Below are 25,346 nucleotides of genomic sequence, written 5' to 3'. Positions count from 1 at the left end.
CCAAAATTGAGATTTCATAGCAAAAAAGCTGCTCTAGCGTAGTTTTACAACTATGCTAGAGCAGCTTTTTTATTGTTAAAAGTAACGTTTCTTCCAAAAAACAAATGCCAATGTGAACGATAAAGTTACACATATAATGAGTACAATTACAAAACCATACGCTTCACCTTCAAATGGAACCTTTACGTTCATTCCAAAGAAACTAGAAACCATTGTTGGTAAAGATAAAATAATTGTAATAGACGTTAACAGTTTCATAACACTATTTAAATTATTTGATATAACGGAACTAAATGTATTCATCATTCCACTTAAAATGTGACTATATATTTCCGCCATTTCAATAGCCTGTTTATTTTCAATTAATACATCTTCTAATAGATCTTGATCGTCTTCATACATTTTTAAAAATGTACTGTTTCGCATTAATTTTTGAATTACAATTTTATTAGCCTTTAGTGACGTTGTAAAGTAAACTAAACTTTTTTCAAGGCCTAACAATGTAAAAATTTCTTTGTTTTTCATTGATTTATTTAATTGGTGCTCTAAATCGATTGTTTTTCGATTTATTTGCTTTAAGTATCTTAAATAATAAGTAGAAATCGTATATAAGAGCTGCAGTGCAAAGCGTGTCTTTTTAAACGTATAAAATTCTTTAATACGTTGATTAATAAAACGTTCAAAAATTGGATTCTCTTCTAAGCAAATTGTAACGAAACAATCTGGCATTACAATCATACCTATTGGAATCGTGTCATAAATCGAATTCCCCTCTTCATCATGCCTAACTGTCGGAATATCGACGATGATTAAGGTATTATTGTCTTCCTTTTCAATACGAGAGCGTTCTTCATCATCCAAAGGGTCTTTAATGAAATCTAAGTCTACATTTAAAGTTTGTACTAAATACTGAATTTCTTCTTCAGTTGGATGAAGTACATTAATCCAGCAACCCTTTTGCATTTCCTCAATCTCTTGTAGTTTTCCGTTTCGGTCTGTTAAATACATATTTAACATACTATCACCCCGATTCTTTTTACATGTAGGAATCTACCTCTCTTACATAACAGTTTTTGAACCGCCATTCTCAGCATATGAAACATACGTTTAAATTTCAATAGAAAAATTATTTTGAAAACGCTTTTACGTGAAAAATATTATAAACGTAGAAAAAGACAGAGGATTCTCTGCCTTAAAAAGCTTATGTTGCCTTTATAACATATTTAGAAAGCATCCACAAGTTAAAACCAACTGAAATCGTATAGCCAGCGTAAGTTGAAATGATAAAACTTACATAATCGAAATACGGAAGCAATACAATATTTAATATTATCTTTACAATAATTCCGATTACTAAACCTAATACTGTTTTCTGTTGTTGATTAATTCCTTGCAGCATGGCAGCCGTTACAGTAAAGAGTGAAAATAGTATACACGCAGGAGCATAATATTGTAGAATAACACTCCCTATCTCCGGATCATTCCCCGTACTAAACAAAAGCGTATATATTGGTTTTGCTAACACCATCATTCCAATCGCCGCTGGTACCGTAATCCCTACTACTAATAGATTCGTCTTTGTAAAATGTTTATATAGTAACTTCGTATTCCCTGCTGTATAAGCTTTCGTCATCTCTGGAACGAGAGACATACTAAAAGCAGTCGCAACTGAAACTGGGATAAGTACAACCATTTGAACAAGACCAATAATCGCATTGATTTTTTCCGCTTCTCCTTGCATATATCCAATTTGTATAAGTAGTTTATTAATTGTAAATGTATCTATAGTCTGATACAAAGGAATAGCTAAACCAACCACGACGAAAGGAATAGAATATGTAAAGAGCTCCTTATACAACGAGAAGAAAGATTTCGTCGTTTGCGGTATACTTGTCATCTCTTTTTTCTTTAAATGCCTTCTCCTTCTTACATAATACGCAGTTAAAACAGCTAATCCACCTATTGCTCCCATGAAAGCACCAAACGTTGAAATACCAACTGCTAGCGATACAGAAGCTTTTAAAACATATAATACGACAAAACTTCCTATCAATATAGTTAAGACCCGAAAGAATTGCTCTACAACTACACTTAATGCAGAAGGGCCCATCGACTGAAATCCTTGAAAGAAGCCTCTTAATAAACTCATTACTGGTACAAGTATTAACGCAAAACTTACAATTTGAATGTTAGTAGCGACAGCAGTTACACTATTCCCCGTTTGATCACTTCCATCAACTACAAGTTCAGCTAAATGCGGGGCTAATACATACAGTGTGACACACGATACAACTCCCATTATTAACATAAAAACGATACCACTCTTTAGTACTCTTTTAACTGTATGATAATCATTTAGTTGATCATATTTTGATACCATCTTTGAAACAGCGAGCGGTAACCCCATCGTCGCTATACTCAGCATAATCGTATAAGGACGATATGCATACGCGTATAGAACGTACCCACTCGTACCAACCATTGCTGTAAATGGTATAATATATATAAACCCTAACATTTTAGATATCATCGTTGCCATCGTTAAAAATATCGTTCCACGTATAAACGGTGACCCTTTCATCACATTCCTCCGCTACGCTTTATTATTACACATTATGGACAACTCCTTTTGTTTAGAACCGAAACAAATAAAAAAGCCAATGAATCATCATTGACTTTAACGTGTTGTTTTTTTCTTTTTCAAATACTTTAAACCGAAGTATAGTGCAATAAAGAGCACAGCTCCTATAATTATGTAATGTGTATAATCAGATGCATACTCTTTAATATGACGCCAATTCCCACCAAGTTTTTCACCTAAGTATATAAATAGAATTGACCACGGAATAATCGCTACAACCGTATAAAGTGTAAATAGTTTTAATGGCATCTTAGCTAGTCCTGCTGGAATAGAGATCGCATGACGTACTACTGGAATAAAGCGTGCAGAAAATATTACGCCTGCTCCGTAACGTTTAAACCAACCTTCCGCTATGTCTAAATGGTGTTTATTAATAAGTAGATATTTCCCATATTTCTCTACAACCGGACGCCCTCCGTAGTATCCAAGCCAGTATAAAAAGATTTGCGCTAAAGTACCACCAATCGTTCCGGCGATAACTGCCCCCACAAAACTAATTTTACCATCCGCTACTAAAAAGCCAGCATACGAAAGTACAATTTCACTTGGGATTACTTCAATCATTAAAGCAAGAGCTACTCCAAAGTACCCTAAGCTTGCAAAAAATTGCAATAACTGATCTATTATATTTGCTAACATGTTCTTTTCTATCTCCTTTTTTCTTCACATACCATCCCATTATCACATAAAGATTGCAATCTGCCAATATCTTCATTTTAACAATATGTACAATTCAAGCAGCATTAATCTATTATTTTTTCTTTCTGTGGGTCTTTCATATAAGCAAACATTTCTTTAATTTGCTCTTCTGTATTTCTAGCAATTGATAAATCCGGCAATTCATCTTCACCAAAAAACTCTATTTCTTCTGTTTCAATACTAACCTTCTTTTCCCCACCAACAATATTACAACCAATAAAAATCTTATATACATGCGTTGCTGAAGGCGATGGTTGATGCTTTTCTTTATCAAATATAGCTATTAGCTTAAAACGATCTACTTCATATCCTGTCTCTTCGAAAACCTCTTTTGCTGCTACTTCTGTTGGCGTATAACCAACATCAGCCCATCCACCTGGCAATGCCCATTTCCCATCACTTTTTTCCTTCACAAATAATAGCTTTTCATTTTGACAAACAACTGCTCGTATATCAACTTTTGGTGTTTGATAGCCCGTCTCACTTGCAAATAGTTTCGCTACTACTTCCCAATCTGTTTTTGTGTAATGTGACATCATCGAAATCGAAATGTCTCGTAATTGTTGGAAACGTTCTATATCGTACACATCTTTAGAATACGTTAAACCCGCTTGGGCTATAGATTGTATTTGTTTTACCCAATCAATCCATTTAATCGTCATCTCTACACAACCCCATTCTCTATCAAATACATATCATTTCACTTTTTTGGTACACCTTTATTATACAAAAAAAGAGATTGATAATGTTCCAATCTCTTTCAAAATTAATCCAATTCATGTAAGTGGTCTTGTATATACTTCCTTCTTTTATTTATATATTCATAAATCATATCAGCCTCTTGATCAAACGTTTCTAATTTTTCTTTCATATATGGATCTTGTAGTAAATATGGACGAATCAATTCACACAACGCTTCTACTTTCGGCCTCATAAACGAAACTGTAAATTGGTCTTCTAATATTTCTTCTAAAATACTTCGATACTGCTTTCTAAATACAGGTATGTCTAACAATCTTGCACTTAACGTGTTATACCCTTGAATGCGAATATATTCATGATTAAGCGGTCTCCCTTGTACATCTCGCCCCCAAGTTGCATCATAATCCCACGGTATAACTTCAAATAAATTTGTCTCATCGTTATGGTATAGTGCATAGTTATGAACGAAACCGTCAAAGTTTTGCGTGAAAATTACTCCAGCTAACCATCGTAAATATTTATCTACATGTAGAAACTTCCCAATTTCTTTTTCATAATCTTCCCTCGACAAAGTATTCGCTTGAAATACAAATTCACTTAGTTGTTCTTCACTATTTTTATTCGAATATTTAAATTCATAACCCGCAAAGAGCTCTGTCTTAACATCTTTATCTCGCTCACTCATTAATGAAAAATTCGCATCATCATCTATCGCATAATAAATAGAACCACTCGGTAATCCTCTATTTTTCAAAAAGTTTTCATCAACTGATTCTAACTGTAAATATACACCTTGAATTTGACCATTGATTTTTATAAATACATGTTGTGATTTTGGCGAAAGTACACCAATATCATGAAAAAAATCTAAAGATAATTTATTTCGTATGAGTGACGGATCCATAAACTCAGAATTCAAATGAAACTCTTTCGCGCCTTGAAATTTTTTCGGTTTATAAAATACAACATGATAAGACTTTTTCTCAAATTCGCGAATATGAGCACCCCGGTATACGATATCAATGTCATACTTCTTTTTTCCATAAGTTAATTTTGCTGGCACTGGACTATCTGACCAAATATCTTTTTTCAATTCCACTAAGTACATTGGATGAACAAAAAAATCATATGAAGGCAGCATGTTTTCTCATCCCTTCTCAGTTCTCTTCATTCAATGTATGCGCCTTGTCTTGTCCATACATCCGCTATCATCTATTTATATAAAATTACACTCTTGTCCTGTTCAGAACGTCGTCATATCTCATATCATGTTAAGGAAAAAGAATACCTTTTCACTTTAATACATGATAAGGAGGATTTCTATGAAACGTGATATTAGAAAAGCTGTTGAAGAAATCAAAAGTGCAGGGATGGAGGATTTCTTACACCAAGATCCAAGTACTTTTGAGTGCGATGATGATCATCATAAATGTACAACAGGGTGTAAATGTACAACAGGGCGTAGATGTACAACAGGGCGTAGATGTACAACAGGGAATAAATGTCCAAGAACAAGATGTACTCGCGTGAAACATTGTACTTTCGTTACAAAATGTACTCATGTAAAAAAATGGACTTTCGTTACAAAATGTACTCGTGTACGCGTTCAAAAATGGACTTTTGTTACAAAAGTTACTCGTAGAAAAGAATGCGTTATAGTTACAAAACGTACTCGCGTGAAAAAATGCACTTTCGTTACAAAATGCGTTCGTTTTGAAAAGAAATGTTTCTGGACAAAACGATGTTTCTGTAAAAAATGTGTATTTTTCCCTCATAGCCATCATGGTTCTTGTGATGATTCGTGGGATCATGGTAAGGACTGTCACGATGACGGACACAAATGGAATGATTGCAAAGATAGCAGACACAAGTCTTCTTCTTGCAAGAATAAAAAATTCGATCACTTCTGGTATAAAAAACGTAATTGCTAGTTTTTTATGTCCACCAAAAAAGGCCGCGTTGCGGCCTTTTTTACGTTTACTGAAAATGACTTATATCTGCAAATTGTTTTACTTTACCAAGATCTTCATCAAATTCAATTACACTAAGACTCGCGCTATGCATAAATGGCTCTCCCCATACATGTTCAATTTCAAGACCTGCAAAATGTCCTACAAGTAGTTTCGCTGCTGCAGCATGAGTAACTATTAAAATGTTTTCTCCTTTATGCTTTTCTAAAAGAAAGTGTATCCCTTCAATTACTCTTTTATAAACGGCCGCAAAGTTTTCCCCTGATGTTGACTGAAAAAGATGTGGTTCATTCCAAAATAAATGTACTTCTTCTGGATATTGCATTTCCAAATCAGCAATTGTTTGTCCTTCCCATATCCCCATATTTATTTCATAGAAACGTTCATCTTCTATAATTGGAATATCGCGTTCCCCTTTAATCAATTCAGCAGTATGACGTGTTCTTTCGCTTGGACTACTATATATGGCATGGAGTGGTAAATCCTTCATACGCTCCCCTAATTGTTTCGCTTGTAACATACCATTTTCAGTTAAAGCTGAATTTTTCCGTCCTTGCATTCGCTTCGCTACATTCCATTCTGTTTCACCGTGCCTTGTTACATATACAGTTGTTTTCATTTCCCATTCCCCCTTATCAATTTGGTCGTAATTCCCATGGTTCTATTTGCCCCACAATCCATTCATTGCAATTACTTTCAATCCCATTAATTACTCCATCTGATATTTCTTGATGAGTAAGCCACCTTCCGAATGTATCTTCTAAAATAAAACCTAATATAATTCTATGATACAGGCAAAGCGTACCACCTATTTTCCCTGTATTCATACGCGATACTTTACTGCCTAAAATATGAAATAAACTGTATGTCTCAGACGAAAATTCTATCTCCTTACAAATGAGTGATAACGCATACTTTGCACTTGAATGTATCCATGCCACAACTAATGTTATGGGACCATTTCTCTCAATTGTACCTTTAATAGCTATCTTTACTTCGTCATTATTATGATAATCTAACGGAAGGCATGTGATATTTTCTGGTGCAGAACTTGCTCTCTTCACATATTCTAATTTCACTTCATCTCGTCCAATAATAGAAACATGGAATCCTTGCTCACAAAGCCACATAGAAACTTTCTTTAACATCCCTGTTCCCCCGATTACAAGTGCATGCAAATACTCTTCCTCCCTAGTAAAATGTCATATGTGGTTTTTCTTCCCTATAATAATTTAAACGGTCTTGCAGTGTCCCTGAATGAAACTCGAACTTGTGACCGTCAGGATCAACAAAATATATAGACTCACAATCTCTCACATTACGTTCTCTTCCTTGTAAAATATGAACATTATTTTCTTCTAACCGATGTAACAGGCGTTCAAAATCTTTTTGTTCAACAGAAAATGCGAGGTGCGTATAAGATTGATAAATCTCCTTTCTTGGAATATGTGCCTCTTCGTTCAGTGCTATCCATACTCCACATATATTGAAATATGCAAGTTTTCTCCCTTTAACTAATAGTTCTCCTTCTAGCACTCTTTCATAAAACAGAATAGAGTTTTCTAAATTTGATACTGAAAAACAAAGATGATTGATTCCTTTCAACACTCCACGTTCCTCCTTAAACAAATAAAAGATGAGCGAAAATTCACTCATCTTTTATTATACTATTTTTTTGTAATATATGCCCATTTATAACTGAAGTCGCCACCGAACGTATGGTTAGCAATACCATTTACATACGTCTTCTCTAAGTAAGCTGTACTTTGTTGGTACGTAGGAGAGATTGCAACATCTTGACCAATTAAGATTTTTTCAGCTTCTGCAAGTGCTTTCCAGCGTGCTGCGTCATCTTTTAGTAGTTCTCCTTTTGATTTCGCTACTAAATTATCATACTTCGGATTTGAATAATCCATTTCATTAAATGAACTTCCAGTAACGAACATATCAATATATGTCATTGGGTCTGGATAATCTGGACTCCATGCAGATAATGAGAATTCATATTGAAATTTCTTTTCTAAATCTAACTTCTGCTTATATGGTTGTTGCTTCAAATTCACTTTAATACCTGGTAAGTTTTTCTCTAATTCTTCTTTAATAAAGTCGCCCACTTTTTTACGACTACCGTTATCATCATTTAGTAATTCTACTGTAATTGTATCTTGACCAAGTTCTTTCTTCGCTTCTTCCCACAGTTTTTTTGCTTTCGCAGCATTATCTTTACTGTCACGGAAATTTTTATTTACAGTACGGAAGTCTTTTCCATCTGGTCCTGTCGTAAACTTTTCAGGTACTAAGAAATACGCTGGCAATGATCCATCATTCAAAATTACATCCGCAATTCCTTTTTTATCGTACGCTAAATCAATCGCCTCACGAACCTTTTGATTTTTAAACGTTGCATTTTTTTGATTAAAACGTAGGAAATACATACGTGGGTCTAGCTTCGTTTTAAATTCATCTGGTTTATTCTTTTTATATTTGTCTACAAACTCAGAACTTAAAATGACACGGTCTGCTTGATCACTATCATATAAATTTACCCCAGTACTTGTCTCTTTTACTATACCCACATTAATTTCTTGTAATTTTACAGCATCTTTATCCCAATAATTTGGGTTTTTCTTTAACTGGTAACTTTGTTCATGTTTCCATTCACTCATTGTAAATGGTCCATTGTACAATAATTTATCTGCTTCTAATCCATATTTATCCCCTTGTTCTTTTACATACTTTTCATTTAATGGGAAGAATGTAGGGAACGAAGTAAGCTCAAGGAAATAAGGTGCTGGTTGCTCTAATTCTACTACCAACGTTTTATCATCCTTCGCTTTAACACCTAATTGATCCGACGGTACTTCTCCTTTATTTACTTTCTGTGCATTTTTCACATCAAATAAAATAAATGCATATTCTGCTGCTATTGCTTTATCTAATGTACGTTGCCATGCATATACAAAATCTTGCGCTCGAACTGGATCACCATTTGACCATTTTGCATCACGTAATTCAAATGTATATGTCTTTTTATCTTCACTAATCTTCACATCTTTGGCCATACCTGGAGTTGGTTTATTATCTTTATCTAGACGATATAATCCTTCCATTGCATTTACAAATACACGGAAAGATACAGAATCTGTTGATTTAGATGTATCCATTGAAGGAATTTCAGCTGTTTCTAGCAAATTTAAAACTTGTTTATCTGCCATTCCCTTACTTGATTCTTTCTTCGTTGTCGAAGCCTTCTCCCCATTCCCACATCCCGCAACCAGTACACTAGTCGATAACGCAAGTGCAGCAATTGTTGTTGTCTTTCTCTTCATTCTTCCTTCCCCCAATCTATATGTATAAGTTAAAACTTGTATAATATATTTTATTATACAAAAGATTCTGATTATTTTAAATATTTATTTTCATAAAAAGAAAAAAAGCGGTCAGAAATCGCTTTCCCTCCGCTTTGTTGAATAGCATTTACTTGTAAGCCATCCTCTATATCAAATGGATTTTGAACTTTAAATATTTCCTCCATTATTTTCAAAAACTCTTCTTCATTTTTAGATTCACCGTTAATCGTAAGTGAATATGGTTCCACTTCTCCCAATTTATAATCAACAATAAATTGAATTGTCACCTTTTTCCTTGGCATCTCAGGACTCTCCCCCTGAAATTCTACTAATTCTAATCCTTCCGTTCCACGATAGTATATCCATCCTGAATTTTGAAAATAATTTTCGAACGATTCACCAATTGAAAAGACTGGATATTCATAAAGCGAGCTTGTACGAACTTTTTGAATAATATCCCGATCAGTTGGGAAAAAGAAATGACTGAGCAAAATACTAGCAACTGCTAACATTGTAACGATCGTTGCTCCCATTTTACTCGTTCCTCCACTATCACGAATGAGATAATTTTCAACCGATTCATCTTTAATTTCACGTGCCTTTATGCGGTATATACGTCTTTCTGCAAATTGATAATATAATCCATTCGCAAAAATCCCTAGCCCGAATAAGATAAAAACGAGTAATAAAAACGTGAGAGGCACCATATTAATGATTGGCAATGCTACGTTGAAGCCCATATAATATGAAAACGCATCACACACTACTAATAACAGTATAAATAATGCAGCGGGTAAATAATACTTACGATAGCCAAGCCAACCTACATTAAAAATAGCAGCCCAACCATTCCAGCTCCATTTTGCAATTCGCTTATTTTCAAGCTCCCATTTTTTTTTGTAGTACGGATATTGTCTCCCTACATATTCTTCTAATTCTTTGTCTATTAGCGAGCTTCCTTCACCTTGTTTATTATGCAGTTTTTGCTGACAGTTTGCACAATTTAACTGTTCATTCGCACAAGGTTGCCCACAATTTATACATTCCAAAACAATCCCTCTTTCCATTCATACTTCATTTCAAAATACCTTCGTGTTTTAACAGCCACTCTTTCCTCCATAAACCACCCGCATACCCTACAAGCTTTCCACTCTTTCCTATTACACGGTGACACGGAACGATAATTGAAATGGGATTACGACTGTTTGCTCCTCCTATTGCTCGTACAGCTTTCGTATTACCAACCTTCTCCGCAACATCTAAATATGAAGCACTTACGCCATAAGGAATAGTGTAGAGCGCATCCCATACATTTTTTTGAAATGACGTTCCCTCTGCAGACAGTGGTACAGTAAACTCTTTTCTTTTTCCTTTAAAATATTCATCTAGCTCATTTATACATTGATCTATCATTTCATTTGTATTTTCTTCTTGTCGTTCATCAACAAATATAACAGACGTAATTCCTTCTTCGTTCGCTGTAATTTCTAGCAAACCTAATTCACTTTCATAATAAGCCTGGTACATATGTCATCCTCCAATTCAGTTCATATTAGTCATTGTAACACGAATAGACAAAATTTTTCGTATAAGCGTTTTATTAGAGAAACAAAAAAGAGAATGGTAAAATATAAGAAAATTCAATCAAGGAGGCTATTTGATGCATTCCAAACTTTTTTCACCCTACACAATTAAGGATGTTATACTAAAAAACCGTATCGTCATGTCGCCTATGTGTATGTATTCTTCGGAAAATGAGGATGGAAAAGTAACGAATTTCCACCTCGTTCATTATGGAACTAGGGCTGCCGGTCAAGTCGGTTTAGTTATGATTGAAGCAACAGCTGTGTTACCTGAAGGTCGCATTTCTAACAAAGATTTAGGTATTTGGGACGACAGTCTAATTGAAGGATTACATACAGCGACAACTTTTATACATGATAATGGTGCAAAAGCTGCCATTCAACTCGCTCACGCCGGAAGAAAAGCTGAGTTAGAAACAGATGCGTTAGCACCTTCAGCAATCCCATTTAATGAAACAATGAAAATACCACTGGAAATGAGTAAAGAGCAAATTAAAGACACCGCACTAGCTTTTCAAAAGGCTGCACTGCGTTCAAAACAAGCTGGATTTGACGTTATTGAAATACACGGCGCTCACGGTTATCTAATTAACGAATTTCTTTCTCCACTTTCCAATAAACGAACGGATGAATATGGCGGTTCATCTGAAAACCGCTATCGTTTCTTACGTGAAATCATCGAATCTATAAATGAAGTTTGGGACGGACCGTTATTTGTTCGTATTTCAGCAAATGATTATCATCCTGACGGGCTAACCGTTCAAGATTACGTTCAGTATTCAAAATGGATGAAAGAACAAGGAGTAGATTTAATCGATTGTAGTTCTGGTGCAGTTGTACCGACACATATTGATGTTTATCCTGGTTACCAAGTACAATATGCTAAACATATTAAAGAACATGCTAACATTGCAACTGGGGCAGTTGGATTGATTACGACTGGGGCACAGGCAGAGCAAATATTAAATACTAACGAAGCAGATTTAATTTTTATCGGACGTGAGTTACTTCGCAATCCGTACTTCCCAAGAATAGCCGCAAATGAACTTGGTTTTGAATTGCAAGAACCGTATCAATATAAGCGGGCTCCTGGGAAAATCAATATGAATAAATAAAACCGAGAAGCCATTCTTCTCGGTTTTATTTATTCTATCGTTGTAATTTCATTTGAATTATAAATGTGGAGACCAGATTCTTCTCGCAGCGCAGTTATATACATCCCTTTCGCCACATCTTTAGCTGAAATTGGTTTATACTTTTTGAAAGCCCCTTTAAATATAAAAGGAATAATTCGAGTTAACTTTTCAGCCATTCGTTCACCAAAACGAAACTCTTGTCGATTTCCAACTAATAAAGACGGCCTAAAAATATGAATACCACCAATCACTAACTTTTGCAATTCCTCTTCCATTTTCCCTTTTACTTGTGAATAAAAGAAAAATGATTTAGGATTTGCTCCCATCGAAGACACAACAAGGAAGTTTTGCACCCCTTGCTTTTCAGCTAAACAAGCAGCTCGTAACGTATATTCATAATCTACTTTTTTGAAATTCGCCTTTGTTTTTGCTTTTTTTATTGTTGTTCCTAGACAACTAAAAACATCATCTACTGCAAAAAATTCTTTATATTTTTCTAATGCCGAATAATCTACTTTCTTCTGCTGTAACTTCTCATGTTGCCATTGCATTGGTTCTCTTACAAAAATAGTAACCGAATCGTAGTAATCTGATTCAAGTAATAGACGCGTTATCTCTTGTCCAACTAAACCACTTGCACCAAGTACTAACGCTGTTCGCTTATTCATATATGCATATACCTCTTATTTTACTTTTCTCTCCTTCAGTGACATACAACTTTTAGGAGTTTCCTTCTTTTTATTTTACCATAAGTAAAGCACTATGCGTATGCATAGTGCTTTACTTACTCTTTTTTCTTTTCTTTCTCTGGTAATTTCGTTATCGTTGATGCATTCCCTAAATTACTTATTAAGCGTCTTAAAAAGATTAAAACGAAAGATAATGGCAATACTACCGCTAATATCAATAAGATAGCTTCCATTAAATATCCCAAGCGCTCATCCCCCTCTTCACCTTCCTTTCAAATATATGAAAGCAGCGTTGTCACATATGCATGCATTCACAAAAATAATACATCTATATTTGACAACTTTATTACAAAATCAAATCGTAATGATTATTATTTATTGCAACTTTATGAAAGATGTATTATACTAAGTTCGCAAACTAAAACGTAATTATTCCGTTTTGTATTAAAATGATATTTTTCTTCTATAATTGAAGATATATCCGTAAAAAAAGAAAAGAGGAGAACTTCATGCCTAAAAGATTGACTATATTTTCATTCTTACTTATTTTCACTTTAATTTTTACTGGCTGCTCAAATAAAAAAGAAGGTACTGCCAAGAAAGATGGAAAGCTAACTGTTTATACAACTATCTTCCCTCTTGCAGATTTCGCAAAAAAAATTGGTGGCGACTATGTAACAGTAGAAGCAATTTACCCTCCTGGTGCCGATTCACATACATTTGAACCGAGTCAAAAACAAACAGTACAAGTTGCAAAAGCCGATTTATTCGTTTATAACGGTGCTGAATTAGAACCATTTGCTGAGAAGATGGAAAAAACATTACAAAAAGAAAATGTTAAAATTGTAAATGCATCAAAAGGAATTAAACTTCGTGCTTCTTCTGAAGAAGAACATCACGATCACGGAGATGGTCATAAAGAAGATGATCACCATCATGATAAAGACCCGCATGTTTGGATAGACCCTACTCTTGCGATGAAACAAGCTGAAAAAATCAAAAATGCTCTTGTGGAATTACAACCTGACCATAAACAAGAATTCGAGAAAAACTTTGCAGCACTTCAAACTAAATTTACCGATTTAGACGATCAATTTAAAGCTGCTGTAGCAAATGCGAAAACGAAAGAAATTTTAGTTTCTCATGCTGCTTATGGTTATTGGGAACAGCGCTATGGTTTAAAACAGATTCCTATCGCCGGAATTTCAGCTTCTGATGAGCCATCTCAAAAAGAGCTTGCTGACATTACAAAAACAGTAAAAGAACACGGTCTAAAATATATTTTATTTGAAACTTTCTCTACGCCAAAAGTCGCATCAGTTATTCAAAAAGAAACTGGTACAACAGTTTTACGCTTAAATCACCTTGCTACTATTTCTGAAGATGATGCGAAAAACAATAAAGATTACTTTACTTTAATGGAAGAAAACGTAAACACATTGAAAGAAGCAACAAACTAATTTACTATATTTTCTAAGCAGCTGAATCTATTGTTCAGCTGCCTTTTTATGTATGTATCCTTGACTTGACCAAAATAACAAGTAAAATTATCCATATTAGCTTTAAGCTATACTCTTTTAGAAGGTGAGTTGGAATTATGAATCTTCACATTTGTGAAGTAACAGCAAAAAATTGGCGTTCAGTAGCTGCTTTAAACGTCGCAAAAAACCAGCAGCAATTTATTGAAAGTAATGCGTTTTCTTTAGCAGAATCATTATATGAAGGAAACGGGACGTCAGTAGGTTTATATGATGGAGAAACACTTGTTGGATACGCAATGTACGGTTGGTATTCAAAAAAACACGAAAGCATCTGGTTAGATCGTTTTATGATTGACCAACAATATCAAGGAAAAGGATACGCAAAACGTTTCCTCCGCTTACTCATTCAATTTTTACAACAACAATTTACATGTAAAATAATTTACTTAAGTTTACATCCGGACAACAAACTTGCCATGGGCCTATATGAATCATTTGGTTTCCATTTAAACGGGGATATTGATGATGAGGGTCCAGTTGTAGGTGTTGTAATGGAGTTACTAATAAACGAAAACACAAGCCTGTGAAAACAGGCTTTTTATTATATATTTATCAATGTTATTTTCTATTTTCCGTTTCTTTCCCTTATGTGTTTCGTTATTGAAATCTAGTACAATCTCAATAGAATGCTCATAAAAAAATAAGCCTGCAGTTGACGCAGACTTATTTCACACACTCCCCAAAATGTTCTTGGAACCATTCTTTATTAATATCTTTACCGATAAATACGACTTCACTTACTCGCTTTTCACCCTCTTGCCACTCTCTATCATACGAAGCAGCAAATAATGTATGTACACCTTGGAACACGATACGTTTATCTACTCCATCGATAGATAAAATCCCTTTATAACGATATAAATACTCCCCTAGCTCTTGCACGACAGCTGACATCCACTCATTTAGTTTTTGTAAATCTAACGGACGCTCTTCACGTAGTACAAATGATTTTACACCTTCTAAATGATTATGCTCTTTATGAGGATAAATTTGTAACGTATCTTTCGTTTTAAACGTTTGAATTTGTAATAATGATGGTATATCTACCTCACAGTTAGTTGCCTCGATTAACTTTGCAGTGGGGTTAATACCTTGCAGTTCATGCAAAAGATTTTCCTTTTCACTTTCTTCAATTAAATCTAATTTATTCACCAACACTACATCAGCAAATGCAATTTGTTCCTTTGCTTCTAATCCCTTGTCAAAATGTTTATGTATATGGTAACTATCTACTACCGTTACAACGCCATTAATTTGGTATGCAGATTGAATAACAGGATCTAAAAAGAATGTTTGAATAATCGGGCCTGGATTTGCAAGACCTGTTGTTTCAATTACTAAGCCTTCAAAGTCCATTTTCCCTTCTGCTTTTACGTCCAGTAATTGTTTTAACGCAACGAGTAAATCTTCACGTACAGTACAGCATAAACAACCGTTAGTCATTTCCATAATTTCTTCTTCAACATTCATAATCAACTGATTATCGATACCAATTTGTCCTATTTCATTTACAATCACCGCTAATTTCTTACCGTGATTTTCTGATAAAATACGATTTAATAAAGTCGTTTTCCCTGATCCAAGAAAACCAGTTAATATTGTTACTGGAATCATCCCTTACATCTCCTTATAGCTATATGTGTCTACATTATAGCATATAGAGAAAATCGTTTTTGTAGCAAAACATATTTATTGTTTGTACGCTCCTCAAACTATATAATATGTAGTAAGAAAGCCTTTTCAAAATAATAATCATTCATCAAGGGGGTACTTATAATGGAACGAGTTCAAATGACCGAAACACTAAAATTTTCTCGTATTATTCAAGGATTTTGGCGTTTAGCAGAATGGAATATGACGAAACAAGAGTTACTTTCTTTCATTGAAGAATGTATGGATATGGGGATTACTACTTTCGATCACGCTGATATTTATGGTGGATATACGTGTGAAGGGCTGTTTGGAGAAGCTTTACAACTAAAGCCTTCCTTACGAGAAAACATGCAAATTGTTACCAAGTGTGGAATCGCTCCCCCATCACCGAAATTTCCAGAGCGATATGTTGCTCACTACAATACGAATGCTGAACATATCATAAAGAGTGCGGAGGATTCATTACAAAACTTACATACAGATTATATTGATGTATTACTCATCCATCGTCCTGATCCATTTATGGATCCAAATGAAGTAGCAGAAGCGTTCTCACGCTTAAAGCAAGAAGGAAAGGTTCGTCACTTCGGTGTATCTAACTTTTTACCTTCACAGTTTCATATGTTAAGTTCATATTTAGATTTCCCGCTCATTACAAATCAAATCGAAGTATCTGCGCTGCAGCTTGAGCACTTTGAAAAAGGTACGATTAATTTATGCCAAGAAAAACGAATCAATCCAATGATTTGGTCACCTCTTGCTGGTGGCGAAATCTTTACCGGTCAAACTGAACGTGCTGTACGTGTACGTGAAACTGTACAAAAAGTTGCTAATGAGCTAGGTGTTACTAGCATCGATACGATTATGTATGCTTGGCTGCTTGCTCATCCAGCTAACATGATGCCAATCGTTGGCTCTGGGAAATTAGATCGTGTAAAAACGGCCGCTCTTGCTACAAAAGTTAACTTAGATCGTCAACAATGGTTTACAATTTTTGAAAGCTCTAACGGTCATCCTGTACCATAATATAAAGAAGAAGAGCTGTTTCTTTACAGCTCTTCTTTTTCATATGTATTTCTCGTCATTGCAAATACACACATATCCCTTAATCCATTTTCATCTACCGCAACACTAGCACTTTCTAAAATACCCTCTAATTTAAAACCTAATTTCTCAGGTATTGCTCTACTCTTTTTATTTAGAGAATCACAACGAATTTCTACGCGGTTTGCTTTTAGTTCAGAAAAAGCATAATCCGTTATACCTTTCGCAGCCTCTACCATATAGCCTTTTCCACTATATCTCGAATCAATCCAATACCCGATTTCAAATTGAGGTATCTCCCAATTAATACGATGTAATCCGCTAGAAGCAATAAATTCACCTGTTTCTTTCGAGAATACTAGCAATCTCAAATCTTCTCTTTGTAAAAATTGAATATGCGATTTTCTTATACTCTCTTCTATTTCTTCCTCTGTTTGCTCTTTCTGTGCAAAAACCATCCAAGGTTTTAATTCTTGTATTGAAGCTTGAATTGCGTCATATACAACTTTACCATCGCCTGGTTTCGGCATTCGAATAAAAAGCCTGTCAGTATAAAATTCAGAAGGAAAATCAAATAATAACGGATTCACTGTAAACACTCCCTATAATTCTTTTATATATTATAATATCCATTTCAAGTTGTACAGTAAAGAAATTTCTGAATTTTAAATATTTTATTCATTCACTTCCACCGCTACACGAACTCCAGACTCAATCGCACCTTGAATCCATCCGTGATATAACGTTGTATGATCTCCAGCAAAGAATATTTTCCCCTCTGGCTTTACAATCGCTGGTTGTAGCTCAGATTCTTGACCGGCTTGAAAAAGAGCAAATCCTCCAAGTGCATATGGATCCAATGTCCAACTTTTTGATATTCCAGACATGAATTCATCATATACTTGACCACCTAATATCGTTGCTAAGTTGTGTAATGTGTAATAGATACGATCACCCTTCGATAACCCATCCCATAGCAGCGCATCATAAGACCATGTATAGCTTCCTAACATCATAGCTGGTCCTTTCTGTCCAATTCCATGGCTTGGATAATAGGCGTAACGAATTGGCAAATCTGTTATAATTCTGCCACCTAATTGCCCTTGTTCTTCCCAAAATCGACTTTTAAATTGAATGCCTATTTTCGTCGCAGGCATATAATGCAATTCACGAATTGCTTTCCACTTTTCATGAGATATAGAGTCAAATGGATCTACTTCCACAAAACGCATTGTCGAAAACGGAATTGTAACAATAACTAAATCCCCTGTAATACTACTATATTCAAAAGTTTCCTCGTTTCGATAGAAAGCCGTCACACCGTTATCGTGTTGATGTAGCTTCATTAATTTTTGATTATAAATAATATTTTCTTCTAATTGCGGTAAAAAAGATTTTGGTAATCTATCGTTTCCACCTATTATTTCACAAAATCCGCTCTCCTCTTGCATAATGTATAAAAAACGTAACGTCTCAACGAATGACCTTTCTAAAAAACCTTCTAAATCTAATAAAACACCAATCATCTCAATCGTTATTGGTGAAAAATACGTATTATATTGATAAGGATGGTACTTTAAAAATTGTCCTGTAGAGTATCTTCCAAAATCCTTTACTACAACATCCCAATTTTTCTCTGGATTCTTTTTTATAAAATTTATAATGGGCTGTACCGCTAACAATAATAGTTCCTCAGACGTTTTCCCAACTTCATTCATTTCCACAGGATATCTTAAAATACTTGGATCTTTTTCGTATTGTTTTAATGTCGTTTTCCGACCATTTACGTAGATGATATCTGTCTCATTCCTATTAATAAAAGGACTCACCTGTAACCCAAACTTTCTTATATATGCCATCGTTAACGTGTGCGAATATGGAATTCTCATTGCCCCAACATCTAAATATAATCCGGTATCTTCCATTCTAACTGTCTCTATGCGGCCGCCTACACGATTGTTTGCTTCAAAAACCTTCACTTCATGTCCTGCAGCCTTTAATAAAGATGCCGAAACTAATCCAGCCATGCCTGCCCCTACTACAATAATTTGTTTCGGACGTGTCGTCTTATTCAATCCCTTATTTATAACTTGTAACGTTTCATCCATCTCAGTGTTATACATTAAATCTTTCTGCACAATTCCACCCCTTACTTCATAAAGTGAAACTATAATCAGTGGGTGTTCTTCCCCCACTGATTATTAGTTGAACCAATCGGGCTTTTATGGGCAGTAAAACTCCCACCTAACTTCATTGCTCCAGCCGAATTTTGAGGTGGGAGTTTTACTGCCCGTTAATGCGGGATAAAATGCGCATTAGTGGTTTAGTGCATTTTATTCATAAATCCCTATAAACATAACACCATTGCAATTTGAATATTCACTAAAAGTACATAAGAGACAGATCTCACATTTCTTTATGCTTCGTATAATATAGCAACTGCAACGAAGGAGTGGTTGAAAATGAAACAGACTTATGATTACCACGCTACAAAAAAACATCTAGAATTAAAGAAACAAAACTTATGTAAAAAACTTAGCAATAAGAGACTATCTGAAAAAGAACGTGAACAGCTAAAATGTGAAATTGACAACTATGAATATATTTTAAACTTAGTCGAAATGAATCATTATGAACGGGGATTTTCTCGTTAAAAGCGGATATAAAATGATCCGCTTTTCATTTTGAGCATTTCATTACGCATTTTTCGTAAGTAAATATATAATAGGGTGTACATTAAGATTGAGAGGTATATTCTATGATCAAATTAAGTGTATTAGACCAATCACCTATTTCAGATGGTAGCACAGCAATCCAAGCTATTTCACATACAGTTACGCTTGCACAAGAAGTGGAAAAACTCGGATTCACACGTTTTTGGGTATCCGAGCATCATAATTCCGTAAGCTTAGCTGGTTCAAGTCCAGAAATACTTATTTCTCATATTGCAGCGAAAACAGGACATATGAGAGTTGGTTCGGGTGGTGTTATGTTGCCGCATTATAGCCCATATAAAGTTGCCGAGAATTTCCGTGTTTTAGAAGCACTTTATCCAAACCGCATCGACCTTGGTGTTGGTAGAGCACCTGGTGGTATGCCAATAGCAACTCGCGCACTACAAGAAGGAAAAATGGTCTCACTTGATCAATACCCAGAACAAGTTACAGATGTTGCAATGTATTTACATGATCAAGTACCAGAAAATCATCATTATGCAAATTTAAAGGCTACTCCAGTTATTCCAACATCACCTGAAATGTGGATGCTCGGTTCTAGCGGAGAGAGCGCTAAAATTGCGGCGCACAACGGAGCTTCTTTTGCATTTGCACAATTTATTAATGGCTTCGGAGGCCCAGAAGTTATGAGGGCTTACCAGGAACAATTTCAACCTTCCTATTTAGGAGATAAACCAAAATCAATTGTCGCGATTTTTGTTATTTGCGGAGAAACAAATGAAGAGGCAGAAAAAATTGCTTCTAGTTTAGATTTATCAATCTTATTACTAGAGCAAGGAAAACGAACGACTGGTACACCTTCTATCGAAACTGCTCAAAATTATTCATACAGCGCGTATGATTTATTCCGTATAAAAGAAAATCGTCAACGTATGATCGTAGGTGATCCAACTTCTGTGAAAGAAAAAATAGTAAATTTAAGTAAAGCGTACAATACTGACGAATTTATGGTTGTCACGATTACTCATCAATTTGAACATAAATTAAATTCTTATCGCTTACTAGCAAATGCTTTTAATTTATAATTGTAAAAGGGAGATACATCAACGACGATGTATCTCCCTTTCTTACTATTTATTGTTTTTACTTCCTATATATTCAATAGCTTCTTTTAATAACTCATCAAAATGATTAGGATAATCATGATTTAAGTTAGGCACAATTTTATACTTATGCTCTATATTCTTATCTCTTAATAATCGTACAAATTGCTGCGTGCATTCGAAACAATCTTCATCTTGATCCCCGCATACTATATATCCCTTTATATGTTTATCCTGTAGCACTTCCAGCAACTCATTCCATTCTTCAATCTCTGGAAGCCACGGTGCCATAAAAATAAAACCATCTACATCTATATCTTTTTGTAAAATCGTAAGTAAAGCTACTCTTGCTCCAGCAGAAAAACCACCTATTATTACATTTTCTACTGTATGATTCTCTATAAATTTATCGTAATGCTCTTTTAATTCTTCTTTCCCTCTATGTATATCATCCCAAACAAACCCATCTGAAAATTGAATTTGCGAAGACTGTGGTAACGCTAACGTATAATCTTGTGTAATAACTGATTTCCAATATGGTTCTATTATTCCTATATTTTCTTGATCACCATGCATTGTAACTAGTAGATTTCCCTTTTCCTCGCTGTAAATATATTTCACATCTGCTCGTTCTGTTTTCTTTGCTACTTCTTCTCTTTCTTTACATAATTGAACCATTTTATGAAACTCTTCAAACTTATGTAGTGGTTTTAAATCGTCGTCGGAAATTAAATATTCATTTCCATACCAAAATCCATTCTCTATAATAGCTTCCTTCATTACATGCAAAGCTTCTTCTTCAAGTCCTGCTGCACTTGCTAGTGCATATTTAAAATTATATATTTGTGCCTCATTACCTATTACACCTTTAGCATGTTCCATTATATACGTATACGCTTCAAAACTTCCTTTATTTGCATAACAACGTAAAGTTTCATTTAATAACTGGATGTAAGTCATACTATTTTTCATATACCAATCCCCCGAAACCGTTTATAATATTTATTTCTCGAACTTGTATACCATCCTTTGATCATGGTATGTACATTGTTATATTCAATAACTCAACCTAACCATACTTGATCCTCAGAATGATATTTAATAATTACCGTATGTTTACGCATAATACATCACCTCTTCCTATCCAATACGTGTAGTATAAAACTAAATAGACAGAATAGTCAATATATTTTCAATCAAAAAAAGACAACAATATATTATTGTTGTTTTTTACATCTACCCGCTCTTTTGTTTTTTTCTATCCGGTTTACTTGAAACTAAATAATGTTTTTCTGAAATATATAAGTCTCTTTTTAATAGACGATTTAAGTACGGCCCTAGCTTCATTCCGCATATAAGGCGATCTTCACTACCCTCAACAATTGGAAACATTTCTTTTTCTGTTACATATTGATCTACTGCCTTTTGTACGATATCAATTTCTTTAACTAGGTTTAAATTTTCTTCTGTATGTTCAAATACCTCAAGCGTTTCCTTCGTAATAAGAAAAACATTTGTCGGAAATACAGGCAAATACGGCTTTAACAAATCATAATTTACTGTATAATCATCATTTACTAATACTGTATATACGATATTAGCATTTGTTTCTAGAAACTTAGCCATCGCTTGTTCTAATTCATCTTTCGTAATTTCCCGTTCTTCTTTTCCAGTTCTGAAAAAGCGAAACATTGCATCGCCTCCCTTTTACTATATTATAGCATAAAAGAAAACTGAAAAATCACAAAAAAATCCATTGAAAAAATTTTTCAATGGATTTTTCAAAATATATTTATTTTTATTTTAAGAATGCACTTAGCATCCATACATGCTGTTCTAATGTCGTGTGAATCGCTAGTAACATATCAGCTGATGTTTCATCGCCAGCTTCACCAGCAACTTCCATACCTTCTTTTAATTCTTGAATAAGTGCAGAGTAATCATTCACTAAAGTTTGCACCATTTCCTCAGCTGATTCCTTGCTTGTCCCCTCACTGACACTAGATGTTGCAAGATATTCTTTCATTGTCGCTAACGGTTTACCTTCTAACGCTAAAATGCGTTCTGCTAACTCATCAATATACGTCCCTGCTTCATTATAAAACTCTTCAAATTTCTCATGTAATGTAAAGAAGTGTGGTCCTGTCACATACCAGTGATAATTATGTAGTTTCACATATAACACATTCCAGTTTGCTACCTGCTTGTTTAATACTTCAACAACATTTGTATTCGTACTCATACAATCCACTCCTCTTATCGTTTTGTAATGCTTATCTTTTAATAACCTAATTACATTTTACCATACATTTCCTACCCTTTCGAATGATTGGCTCATATGTAACAAAGTTTTAACACCTTTAATATTTCCCTAATATCATACAATTCATGTATTTTTTCAACTACTTCATATGTCTAATCGTCCAAGCTGCTACATATGCATTATAGTAAGTCAAGCTCATCATAGAAGAAAGAGGGATAACATGGACAATCAACAATGGCAAGTAGCAAAGAAAGTTGCTGCTACTTATATCGGAACTGTCGTTGGAGCTGGATTTGCTACTGGACGAGAAATTGTTGAATTTTTTACAGTGAACGGATTATACGGAACAATTGGTATATGTGTAAGTGGATTTTTTTTTATTTGGCTCGGCACAAAGATGATGTTACTTTCATCACAAATCGGGGCATTTTCAGCGCAAGATTTTAACAAATATTTATTTGGAGATGTATTCGGAAATGTTGTAAATACATTATTACTACTCGTATTATTTGGTGTAACGAGCGTTATGCTATCAGGGGCTGGAGCGGTATTTGAAGAGCAACTTCGTTTACCAAGACAACTCGGTATTCTCATTACAGTTATCGCCTGTCTCATTATAGGTAGCCGCGGATTACAAGGTGTTTTTGAAGTAAATACACTTGTCGTACCTATTATGATGATATTTATTATAGGACTTGCTATTACAACCTTTTTCCACAGTACAACACCTATTAGTAATACTATTCCTGCAGAGAGCTGGAATATGAAGTGGATTACTAGCCCTATTACATATGTCGCTTTAAATCTTTCTCTCGCCCAAAGCGTTCTCGTCCCGTTAGCCGGTGAAGTAAAGGATCGAAAAGCCATTTTGTGGGGTGGAATTTTAGGTGGTGCAGGACTTTCTTTAATTTTATTATGCAGCCATTTAGCTATCTTATCAGTCGACCAATTTTATCAATACAATATCCCAATGGCTGAAGTCATAAGAAGATTTAATGCAACGTTTCACTTTTTCTTTGTTCTTATTATTTTCGGTGAAGTGTTTACAACTTTAGTTGGTAATGTGTTCGGGATGACAAAACAAATGCAATCTATCACTGGGTGGAAAAGTAACAATATTATTTTCTTCATTTTACTAATTAGTTATTGCTTTAGTTACATCGGTTACAGTGAGCTACTCCACATTCTATATCCAATCATCGGATGGGTAAGTATCGTTCTACTTCCAATCATTGCTTTTAAACAACTTCAAAAAACATAAAGAAAGCATCCATTTTATTGGATGCTTTCTTTATGTTCATTCACAATCATCACATATTTCCCAGTACGGTCCCATTTCCAATGCCAAATATGGCTTTAATTGCAATCGAATCATTCGACTAGGCATGCGCTCTAAAACAAATTGAATCCCTTCTTCATCCTCGTCTAATTCAACTTTTGAAATAGCAATTCTTTGCATAGTAGAAATAGGAATTCCATCTTTATATAAAGTGATTTTCACCTCATCATATTCATTAAAATACAATTCAATACTCATTTGATTTTTCAACATTTCATCAACAATTTCATATTTATCATTTTGTTCTTGGATTATATATTTCCAGCCACCTCTATCTTTTTTTGGAGCTGCTTGAAATAATGTCATCAAATCCTCGTATAGCATAAGATAACCCCTCTCTTACTAAAAAACGATGAGTATTTTATATACCCTTTATCTCTATCACTATCCATAGTCATTGTACCATATATCACCGTTCTTACCGTATTCATTTGCTTCATTAGTACTTACAAAATACTTATTCTATCTTCATTATTATGTTTCTTAGTCCGTTACTTACTATTCTACTGTAAGTTTTATTCAACACCTATTTTTTATTTACTCACAACAAAAAAAGGAGAGTGATATATCACTCTCCCTAAATAAATTTCCCTGTAGCTGCTATTGCTAATACTATAATTAAAATTGTAAATAATATTGAGACAATTAAACTAAAAATGGGTAATGCTTTCTTTTCATTCTTCTTAAAAAGTAACTTTAAACTAAGAAGGATGTTTACTGGTACGAGTATAAAATAAAAATATTTAACAATTTGCACCGAGCTATCCGAAAGTGTTTTTAAAATAAACACTTCAATTAGAAACACCACAAAAAATGAAATACTTAGCCAAAATGAGACATAACTAAGCCAAGAATGTCTTTTTGTACCCCAATACACTCCCATAATAATCTCCTTTATTTGTATTCGATATGATTGTAATTATACACAAAGTTAACAAATACCTCTATTTTTCGACAA

Annotated in this window: 29 protein-coding genes; 8 read left to right on the top strand and 21 right to left on the bottom strand. The window is 34.3% G+C overall.

Features of this window, described 5'->3' with window-relative positions; all coding sequences use genetic code 11:
* Positions 1–75: 75 nt before the first annotated feature.
* The 5 genes from JDS98_RS08105 to cotH all read right to left on the bottom strand — a co-directional run bounded on the left by JDS98_RS08105 (position 76) and on the right by cotH (position 5,183).
* Positions 76–1,017: a magnesium transporter CorA family protein gene (locus JDS98_RS08105; protein WP_000933700.1), complete on the bottom strand. Its 942-nt coding sequence runs from the start codon at positions 1,015–1,017 to the stop codon at positions 76–78.
* Between the two features lie 184 nt (positions 1,018–1,201).
* Positions 1,202–2,581, bottom strand: coding sequence for a putative polysaccharide biosynthesis protein (locus JDS98_RS08100; protein ID WP_097959191.1), 1,380 nt, complete (start codon positions 2,579–2,581; stop codon positions 1,202–1,204).
* A gap of 96 nt (positions 2,582–2,677) precedes the next feature.
* Entirely contained in the window at positions 2,678–3,280 is a 603-nt protein-coding gene (gene uptA / locus JDS98_RS08095; RefSeq protein ID WP_000880689.1) for an undecaprenyl phosphate transporter UptA, read from the bottom strand.
* Positions 3,281–3,384: 104 nt separating this feature from the next.
* On the bottom strand, positions 3,385–4,002 hold the full coding sequence (locus JDS98_RS08090; RefSeq protein WP_199631379.1) for an NUDIX hydrolase N-terminal domain-containing protein: 618 nt from the start codon (positions 4,000–4,002) through the stop codon (positions 3,385–3,387).
* 104 nt (positions 4,003–4,106) lie between these two features.
* A complete protein-coding gene (cotH, locus tag JDS98_RS08085) occupies positions 4,107–5,183 on the bottom strand; it encodes a spore coat protein CotH (RefSeq protein ID WP_000938007.1) in 1,077 nt (358 codons plus the stop codon).
* Positions 5,184–5,364: 181 nt separating this feature from the next.
* Between cotH and exsB the strand changes: the two genes are divergently transcribed.
* The gene (gene exsB, locus JDS98_RS08080; protein WP_033662989.1) at positions 5,365–5,973 is read left to right on the top strand and encodes an exosporium protein ExsB; all 609 of its coding nucleotides are present in this window, start codon (positions 5,365–5,367) and stop codon (positions 5,971–5,973) included.
* Between the two features lie 46 nt (positions 5,974–6,019).
* On the opposite strand, the gene JDS98_RS08075 is transcribed toward exsB, so the two are convergent.
* The 6 genes from JDS98_RS08075 to JDS98_RS08050 form a co-directional block, all read right to left on the bottom strand.
* A complete protein-coding gene (locus tag JDS98_RS08075; protein ID WP_000859191.1) occupies positions 6,020–6,631 on the bottom strand; it encodes a phosphoserine phosphatase 1 in 612 nt (203 codons plus the stop codon).
* A 16-nt stretch (positions 6,632–6,647) separates the two neighbouring features.
* On the bottom strand, positions 6,648–7,190 hold the full coding sequence (locus tag JDS98_RS08070; protein WP_097959189.1) for a short-chain dehydrogenase: 543 nt from the start codon (positions 7,188–7,190) through the stop codon (positions 6,648–6,650).
* 13 nt (positions 7,191–7,203) lie between these two features.
* Complete coding sequence (fosB, locus tag JDS98_RS08065) at positions 7,204–7,620, bottom strand: FosBx1 family fosfomycin resistance bacillithiol transferase (RefSeq protein WP_097959188.1); 417 nt, start codon at positions 7,618–7,620, stop codon at positions 7,204–7,206.
* Between the two features lie 59 nt (positions 7,621–7,679).
* The gene (locus JDS98_RS08060; protein ID WP_199633772.1) at positions 7,680–9,341 is read right to left on the bottom strand and encodes a peptide ABC transporter substrate-binding protein; all 1,662 of its coding nucleotides are present in this window, start codon (positions 9,339–9,341) and stop codon (positions 7,680–7,682) included.
* A gap of 71 nt (positions 9,342–9,412) precedes the next feature.
* Positions 9,413–10,411, bottom strand: a complete 999-nt coding sequence (locus tag JDS98_RS08055; RefSeq protein ID WP_140158532.1) for a DUF2628 domain-containing protein — start codon at positions 10,409–10,411, stop codon at positions 9,413–9,415.
* A gap of 25 nt (positions 10,412–10,436) precedes the next feature.
* Positions 10,437–10,889 (bottom strand): methylated-DNA--[protein]-cysteine S-methyltransferase, encoded by a 453-nt coding sequence (locus JDS98_RS08050; protein ID WP_199633771.1) that lies wholly within the window; start codon positions 10,887–10,889, stop codon positions 10,437–10,439.
* Between the two features lie 133 nt (positions 10,890–11,022).
* Between JDS98_RS08050 and namA the strand changes: the two genes are divergently transcribed.
* On the top strand, positions 11,023–12,060 hold the full coding sequence (gene namA, locus JDS98_RS08045; RefSeq protein ID WP_087970086.1) for an NADPH dehydrogenase NamA: 1,038 nt from the start codon (positions 11,023–11,025) through the stop codon (positions 12,058–12,060).
* A gap of 29 nt (positions 12,061–12,089) precedes the next feature.
* Here the strand turns inward: namA and JDS98_RS08040 are convergent, their stop codons facing one another.
* Together JDS98_RS08040 and JDS98_RS08035 are read right to left on the bottom strand one after the other, a co-directional pair.
* The gene (locus JDS98_RS08040; protein ID WP_087970085.1) at positions 12,090–12,749 is read right to left on the bottom strand and encodes an oxidoreductase; all 660 of its coding nucleotides are present in this window, start codon (positions 12,747–12,749) and stop codon (positions 12,090–12,092) included.
* Between the two features lie 116 nt (positions 12,750–12,865).
* On the bottom strand, positions 12,866–13,015 hold the full coding sequence (locus JDS98_RS08035) for a hypothetical protein (RefSeq protein ID WP_000540935.1): 150 nt from the start codon (positions 13,013–13,015) through the stop codon (positions 12,866–12,868).
* A 264-nt stretch (positions 13,016–13,279) separates the two neighbouring features.
* On the opposite strand from JDS98_RS08035, the gene JDS98_RS08030 reads away from it, so the two are divergent.
* Both JDS98_RS08030 and JDS98_RS08025 read left to right on the top strand, forming a co-directional pair.
* Positions 13,280–14,230 (top strand): metal ABC transporter substrate-binding protein, encoded by a 951-nt coding sequence (locus JDS98_RS08030; RefSeq protein WP_001126163.1) that lies wholly within the window; start codon positions 13,280–13,282, stop codon positions 14,228–14,230.
* Between the two features lie 137 nt (positions 14,231–14,367).
* Positions 14,368–14,838, top strand: a complete 471-nt coding sequence (locus JDS98_RS08025; protein ID WP_199633770.1) for a GNAT family N-acetyltransferase — start codon at positions 14,368–14,370, stop codon at positions 14,836–14,838.
* A gap of 136 nt (positions 14,839–14,974) precedes the next feature.
* Here JDS98_RS08025 and JDS98_RS08020 read toward each other — a convergent pair whose 3' ends face one another.
* Entirely contained in the window at positions 14,975–15,925 is a 951-nt protein-coding gene (locus tag JDS98_RS08020) for a CobW family GTP-binding protein (protein ID WP_087970083.1), read from the bottom strand.
* A gap of 162 nt (positions 15,926–16,087) precedes the next feature.
* Here JDS98_RS08020 and JDS98_RS08015 point away from each other — a divergent pair, with 162 nt between their 5' ends.
* Positions 16,088–16,990: an aldo/keto reductase gene (locus tag JDS98_RS08015; RefSeq protein ID WP_087970082.1), complete on the top strand. Its 903-nt coding sequence runs from the start codon at positions 16,088–16,090 to the stop codon at positions 16,988–16,990.
* Between the two features lie 23 nt (positions 16,991–17,013).
* Here the strand turns inward: JDS98_RS08015 and JDS98_RS08010 are convergent, their stop codons facing one another.
* The gene (locus JDS98_RS08010) at positions 17,014–17,598 is read right to left on the bottom strand and encodes a GNAT family N-acetyltransferase (protein WP_087970081.1); all 585 of its coding nucleotides are present in this window, start codon (positions 17,596–17,598) and stop codon (positions 17,014–17,016) included.
* Between the two features lie 84 nt (positions 17,599–17,682).
* Positions 17,683–19,146 (bottom strand): flavin monoamine oxidase family protein, encoded by a 1,464-nt coding sequence (locus tag JDS98_RS08005; protein ID WP_199633769.1) that lies wholly within the window; start codon positions 19,144–19,146, stop codon positions 17,683–17,685.
* Between the two features lie 324 nt (positions 19,147–19,470).
* Here JDS98_RS08005 and JDS98_RS08000 point away from each other — a divergent pair, with 324 nt between their 5' ends.
* Both JDS98_RS08000 and JDS98_RS07995 read left to right on the top strand, forming a co-directional pair.
* On the top strand, positions 19,471–19,662 hold the full coding sequence (locus JDS98_RS08000) for a DUF3896 family protein (protein ID WP_000815495.1): 192 nt from the start codon (positions 19,471–19,473) through the stop codon (positions 19,660–19,662).
* 104 nt (positions 19,663–19,766) lie between these two features.
* On the top strand, positions 19,767–20,768 hold the full coding sequence (locus JDS98_RS07995; protein ID WP_097959177.1) for an LLM class flavin-dependent oxidoreductase: 1,002 nt from the start codon (positions 19,767–19,769) through the stop codon (positions 20,766–20,768).
* Positions 20,769–20,813: 45 nt separating this feature from the next.
* Here the strand turns inward: JDS98_RS07995 and JDS98_RS07990 are convergent, their stop codons facing one another.
* The 3 genes from JDS98_RS07990 to JDS98_RS07980 all read right to left on the bottom strand — a co-directional run bounded on the left by JDS98_RS07990 (position 20,814) and on the right by JDS98_RS07980 (position 23,028).
* On the bottom strand, positions 20,814–21,758 hold the full coding sequence (locus JDS98_RS07990; protein WP_000798330.1) for an alpha/beta hydrolase: 945 nt from the start codon (positions 21,756–21,758) through the stop codon (positions 20,814–20,816).
* Positions 21,759–22,022: 264 nt separating this feature from the next.
* On the bottom strand, positions 22,023–22,478 hold the full coding sequence (locus JDS98_RS07985) for a DUF3939 domain-containing protein (protein ID WP_000488204.1): 456 nt from the start codon (positions 22,476–22,478) through the stop codon (positions 22,023–22,025).
* Positions 22,479–22,584: 106 nt separating this feature from the next.
* Positions 22,585–23,028, bottom strand: a complete 444-nt coding sequence (locus JDS98_RS07980; RefSeq protein ID WP_000106367.1) for a Dps family protein — start codon at positions 23,026–23,028, stop codon at positions 22,585–22,587.
* Positions 23,029–23,269: 241 nt separating this feature from the next.
* Between JDS98_RS07980 and JDS98_RS07975 the strand changes: the two genes are divergently transcribed.
* A complete protein-coding gene (locus JDS98_RS07975; protein ID WP_000370197.1) occupies positions 23,270–24,310 on the top strand; it encodes a YkvI family membrane protein in 1,041 nt (346 codons plus the stop codon).
* Between the two features lie 36 nt (positions 24,311–24,346).
* Here JDS98_RS07975 and JDS98_RS07970 read toward each other — a convergent pair whose 3' ends face one another.
* Positions 24,347–24,712, bottom strand: a complete 366-nt coding sequence (locus tag JDS98_RS07970; protein ID WP_000965090.1) for a DUF3979 family protein — start codon at positions 24,710–24,712, stop codon at positions 24,347–24,349.
* A gap of 253 nt (positions 24,713–24,965) precedes the next feature.
* The gene (locus JDS98_RS07965) at positions 24,966–25,271 is read right to left on the bottom strand and encodes a hypothetical protein (protein ID WP_199631372.1); all 306 of its coding nucleotides are present in this window, start codon (positions 25,269–25,271) and stop codon (positions 24,966–24,968) included.
* Positions 25,272–25,346 lie beyond the last annotated feature (75 nt).

This window comes from Bacillus cereus group sp. N11 (assembly GCF_016483605.1).
GTDB lineage: Bacteria > Bacillota > Bacilli > Bacillales > Bacillaceae_G > Bacillus_A > Bacillus_A toyonensis.
This window is presented reverse-complemented; position numbering and strand designations above follow the sequence as displayed.

Coding starts and splice junctions, on each gene's coding strand:
- JDS98_RS08000 (WP_000815495.1), top strand. CDS start 19,471: ATGAAACAGACTTATGATTACCACGCTACAAAAAAACATCTAGAATTA.
- JDS98_RS08050 (WP_199633771.1), bottom strand. CDS start 10,889: ATGTACCAGGCTTATTATGAAAGTGAATTAGGTTTGCTAGAAATTACA.
- JDS98_RS07965 (WP_199631372.1), bottom strand. CDS start 25,271: ATGGGAGTGTATTGGGGTACAAAAAGACATTCTTGGCTTAGTTATGTC.
- JDS98_RS07990 (WP_000798330.1), bottom strand. CDS start 21,758: ATGAAAAATAGTATGACTTACATCCAGTTATTAAATGAAACTTTACGT.
- JDS98_RS08030 (WP_001126163.1), top strand. CDS start 13,280: ATGCCTAAAAGATTGACTATATTTTCATTCTTACTTATTTTCACTTTA.
- cotH (WP_000938007.1), bottom strand. CDS start 5,183: ATGCTGCCTTCATATGATTTTTTTGTTCATCCAATGTACTTAGTGGAA.
- JDS98_RS07980 (WP_000106367.1), bottom strand. CDS start 23,028: ATGAGTACGAATACAAATGTTGTTGAAGTATTAAACAAGCAGGTAGCA.
- JDS98_RS08090 (WP_199631379.1), bottom strand. CDS start 4,002: ATGACGATTAAATGGATTGATTGGGTAAAACAAATACAATCTATAGCC.
- uptA (WP_000880689.1), bottom strand. CDS start 3,280: ATGTTAGCAAATATAATAGATCAGTTATTGCAATTTTTTGCAAGCTTA.
- JDS98_RS08040 (WP_087970085.1), bottom strand. CDS start 12,749: ATGAATAAGCGAACAGCGTTAGTACTTGGTGCAAGTGGTTTAGTTGGA.
- JDS98_RS08015 (WP_087970082.1), top strand. CDS start 16,088: ATGGAACGAGTTCAAATGACCGAAACACTAAAATTTTCTCGTATTATT.
- JDS98_RS07995 (WP_097959177.1), top strand. CDS start 19,767: ATGATCAAATTAAGTGTATTAGACCAATCACCTATTTCAGATGGTAGC.
- namA (WP_087970086.1), top strand. CDS start 11,023: ATGCATTCCAAACTTTTTTCACCCTACACAATTAAGGATGTTATACTA.
- exsB (WP_033662989.1), top strand. CDS start 5,365: ATGAAACGTGATATTAGAAAAGCTGTTGAAGAAATCAAAAGTGCAGGG.
- JDS98_RS08075 (WP_000859191.1), bottom strand. CDS start 6,631: ATGAAAACAACTGTATATGTAACAAGGCACGGTGAAACAGAATGGAAT.
- JDS98_RS08060 (WP_199633772.1), bottom strand. CDS start 9,341: ATGAAGAGAAAGACAACAACAATTGCTGCACTTGCGTTATCGACTAGT.
- JDS98_RS08025 (WP_199633770.1), top strand. CDS start 14,368: ATGAATCTTCACATTTGTGAAGTAACAGCAAAAAATTGGCGTTCAGTA.
- JDS98_RS07985 (WP_000488204.1), bottom strand. CDS start 22,478: ATGTTTCGCTTTTTCAGAACTGGAAAAGAAGAACGGGAAATTACGAAA.
- JDS98_RS08020 (WP_087970083.1), bottom strand. CDS start 15,925: ATGATTCCAGTAACAATATTAACTGGTTTTCTTGGATCAGGGAAAACG.
- JDS98_RS07970 (WP_000965090.1), bottom strand. CDS start 24,712: ATGCTATACGAGGATTTGATGACATTATTTCAAGCAGCTCCAAAAAAA.
- JDS98_RS08105 (WP_000933700.1), bottom strand. CDS start 1,017: ATGTTAAATATGTATTTAACAGACCGAAACGGAAAACTACAAGAGATT.
- JDS98_RS07975 (WP_000370197.1), top strand. CDS start 23,270: ATGGACAATCAACAATGGCAAGTAGCAAAGAAAGTTGCTGCTACTTAT.
- JDS98_RS08100 (WP_097959191.1), bottom strand. CDS start 2,581: ATGAAAGGGTCACCGTTTATACGTGGAACGATATTTTTAACGATGGCA.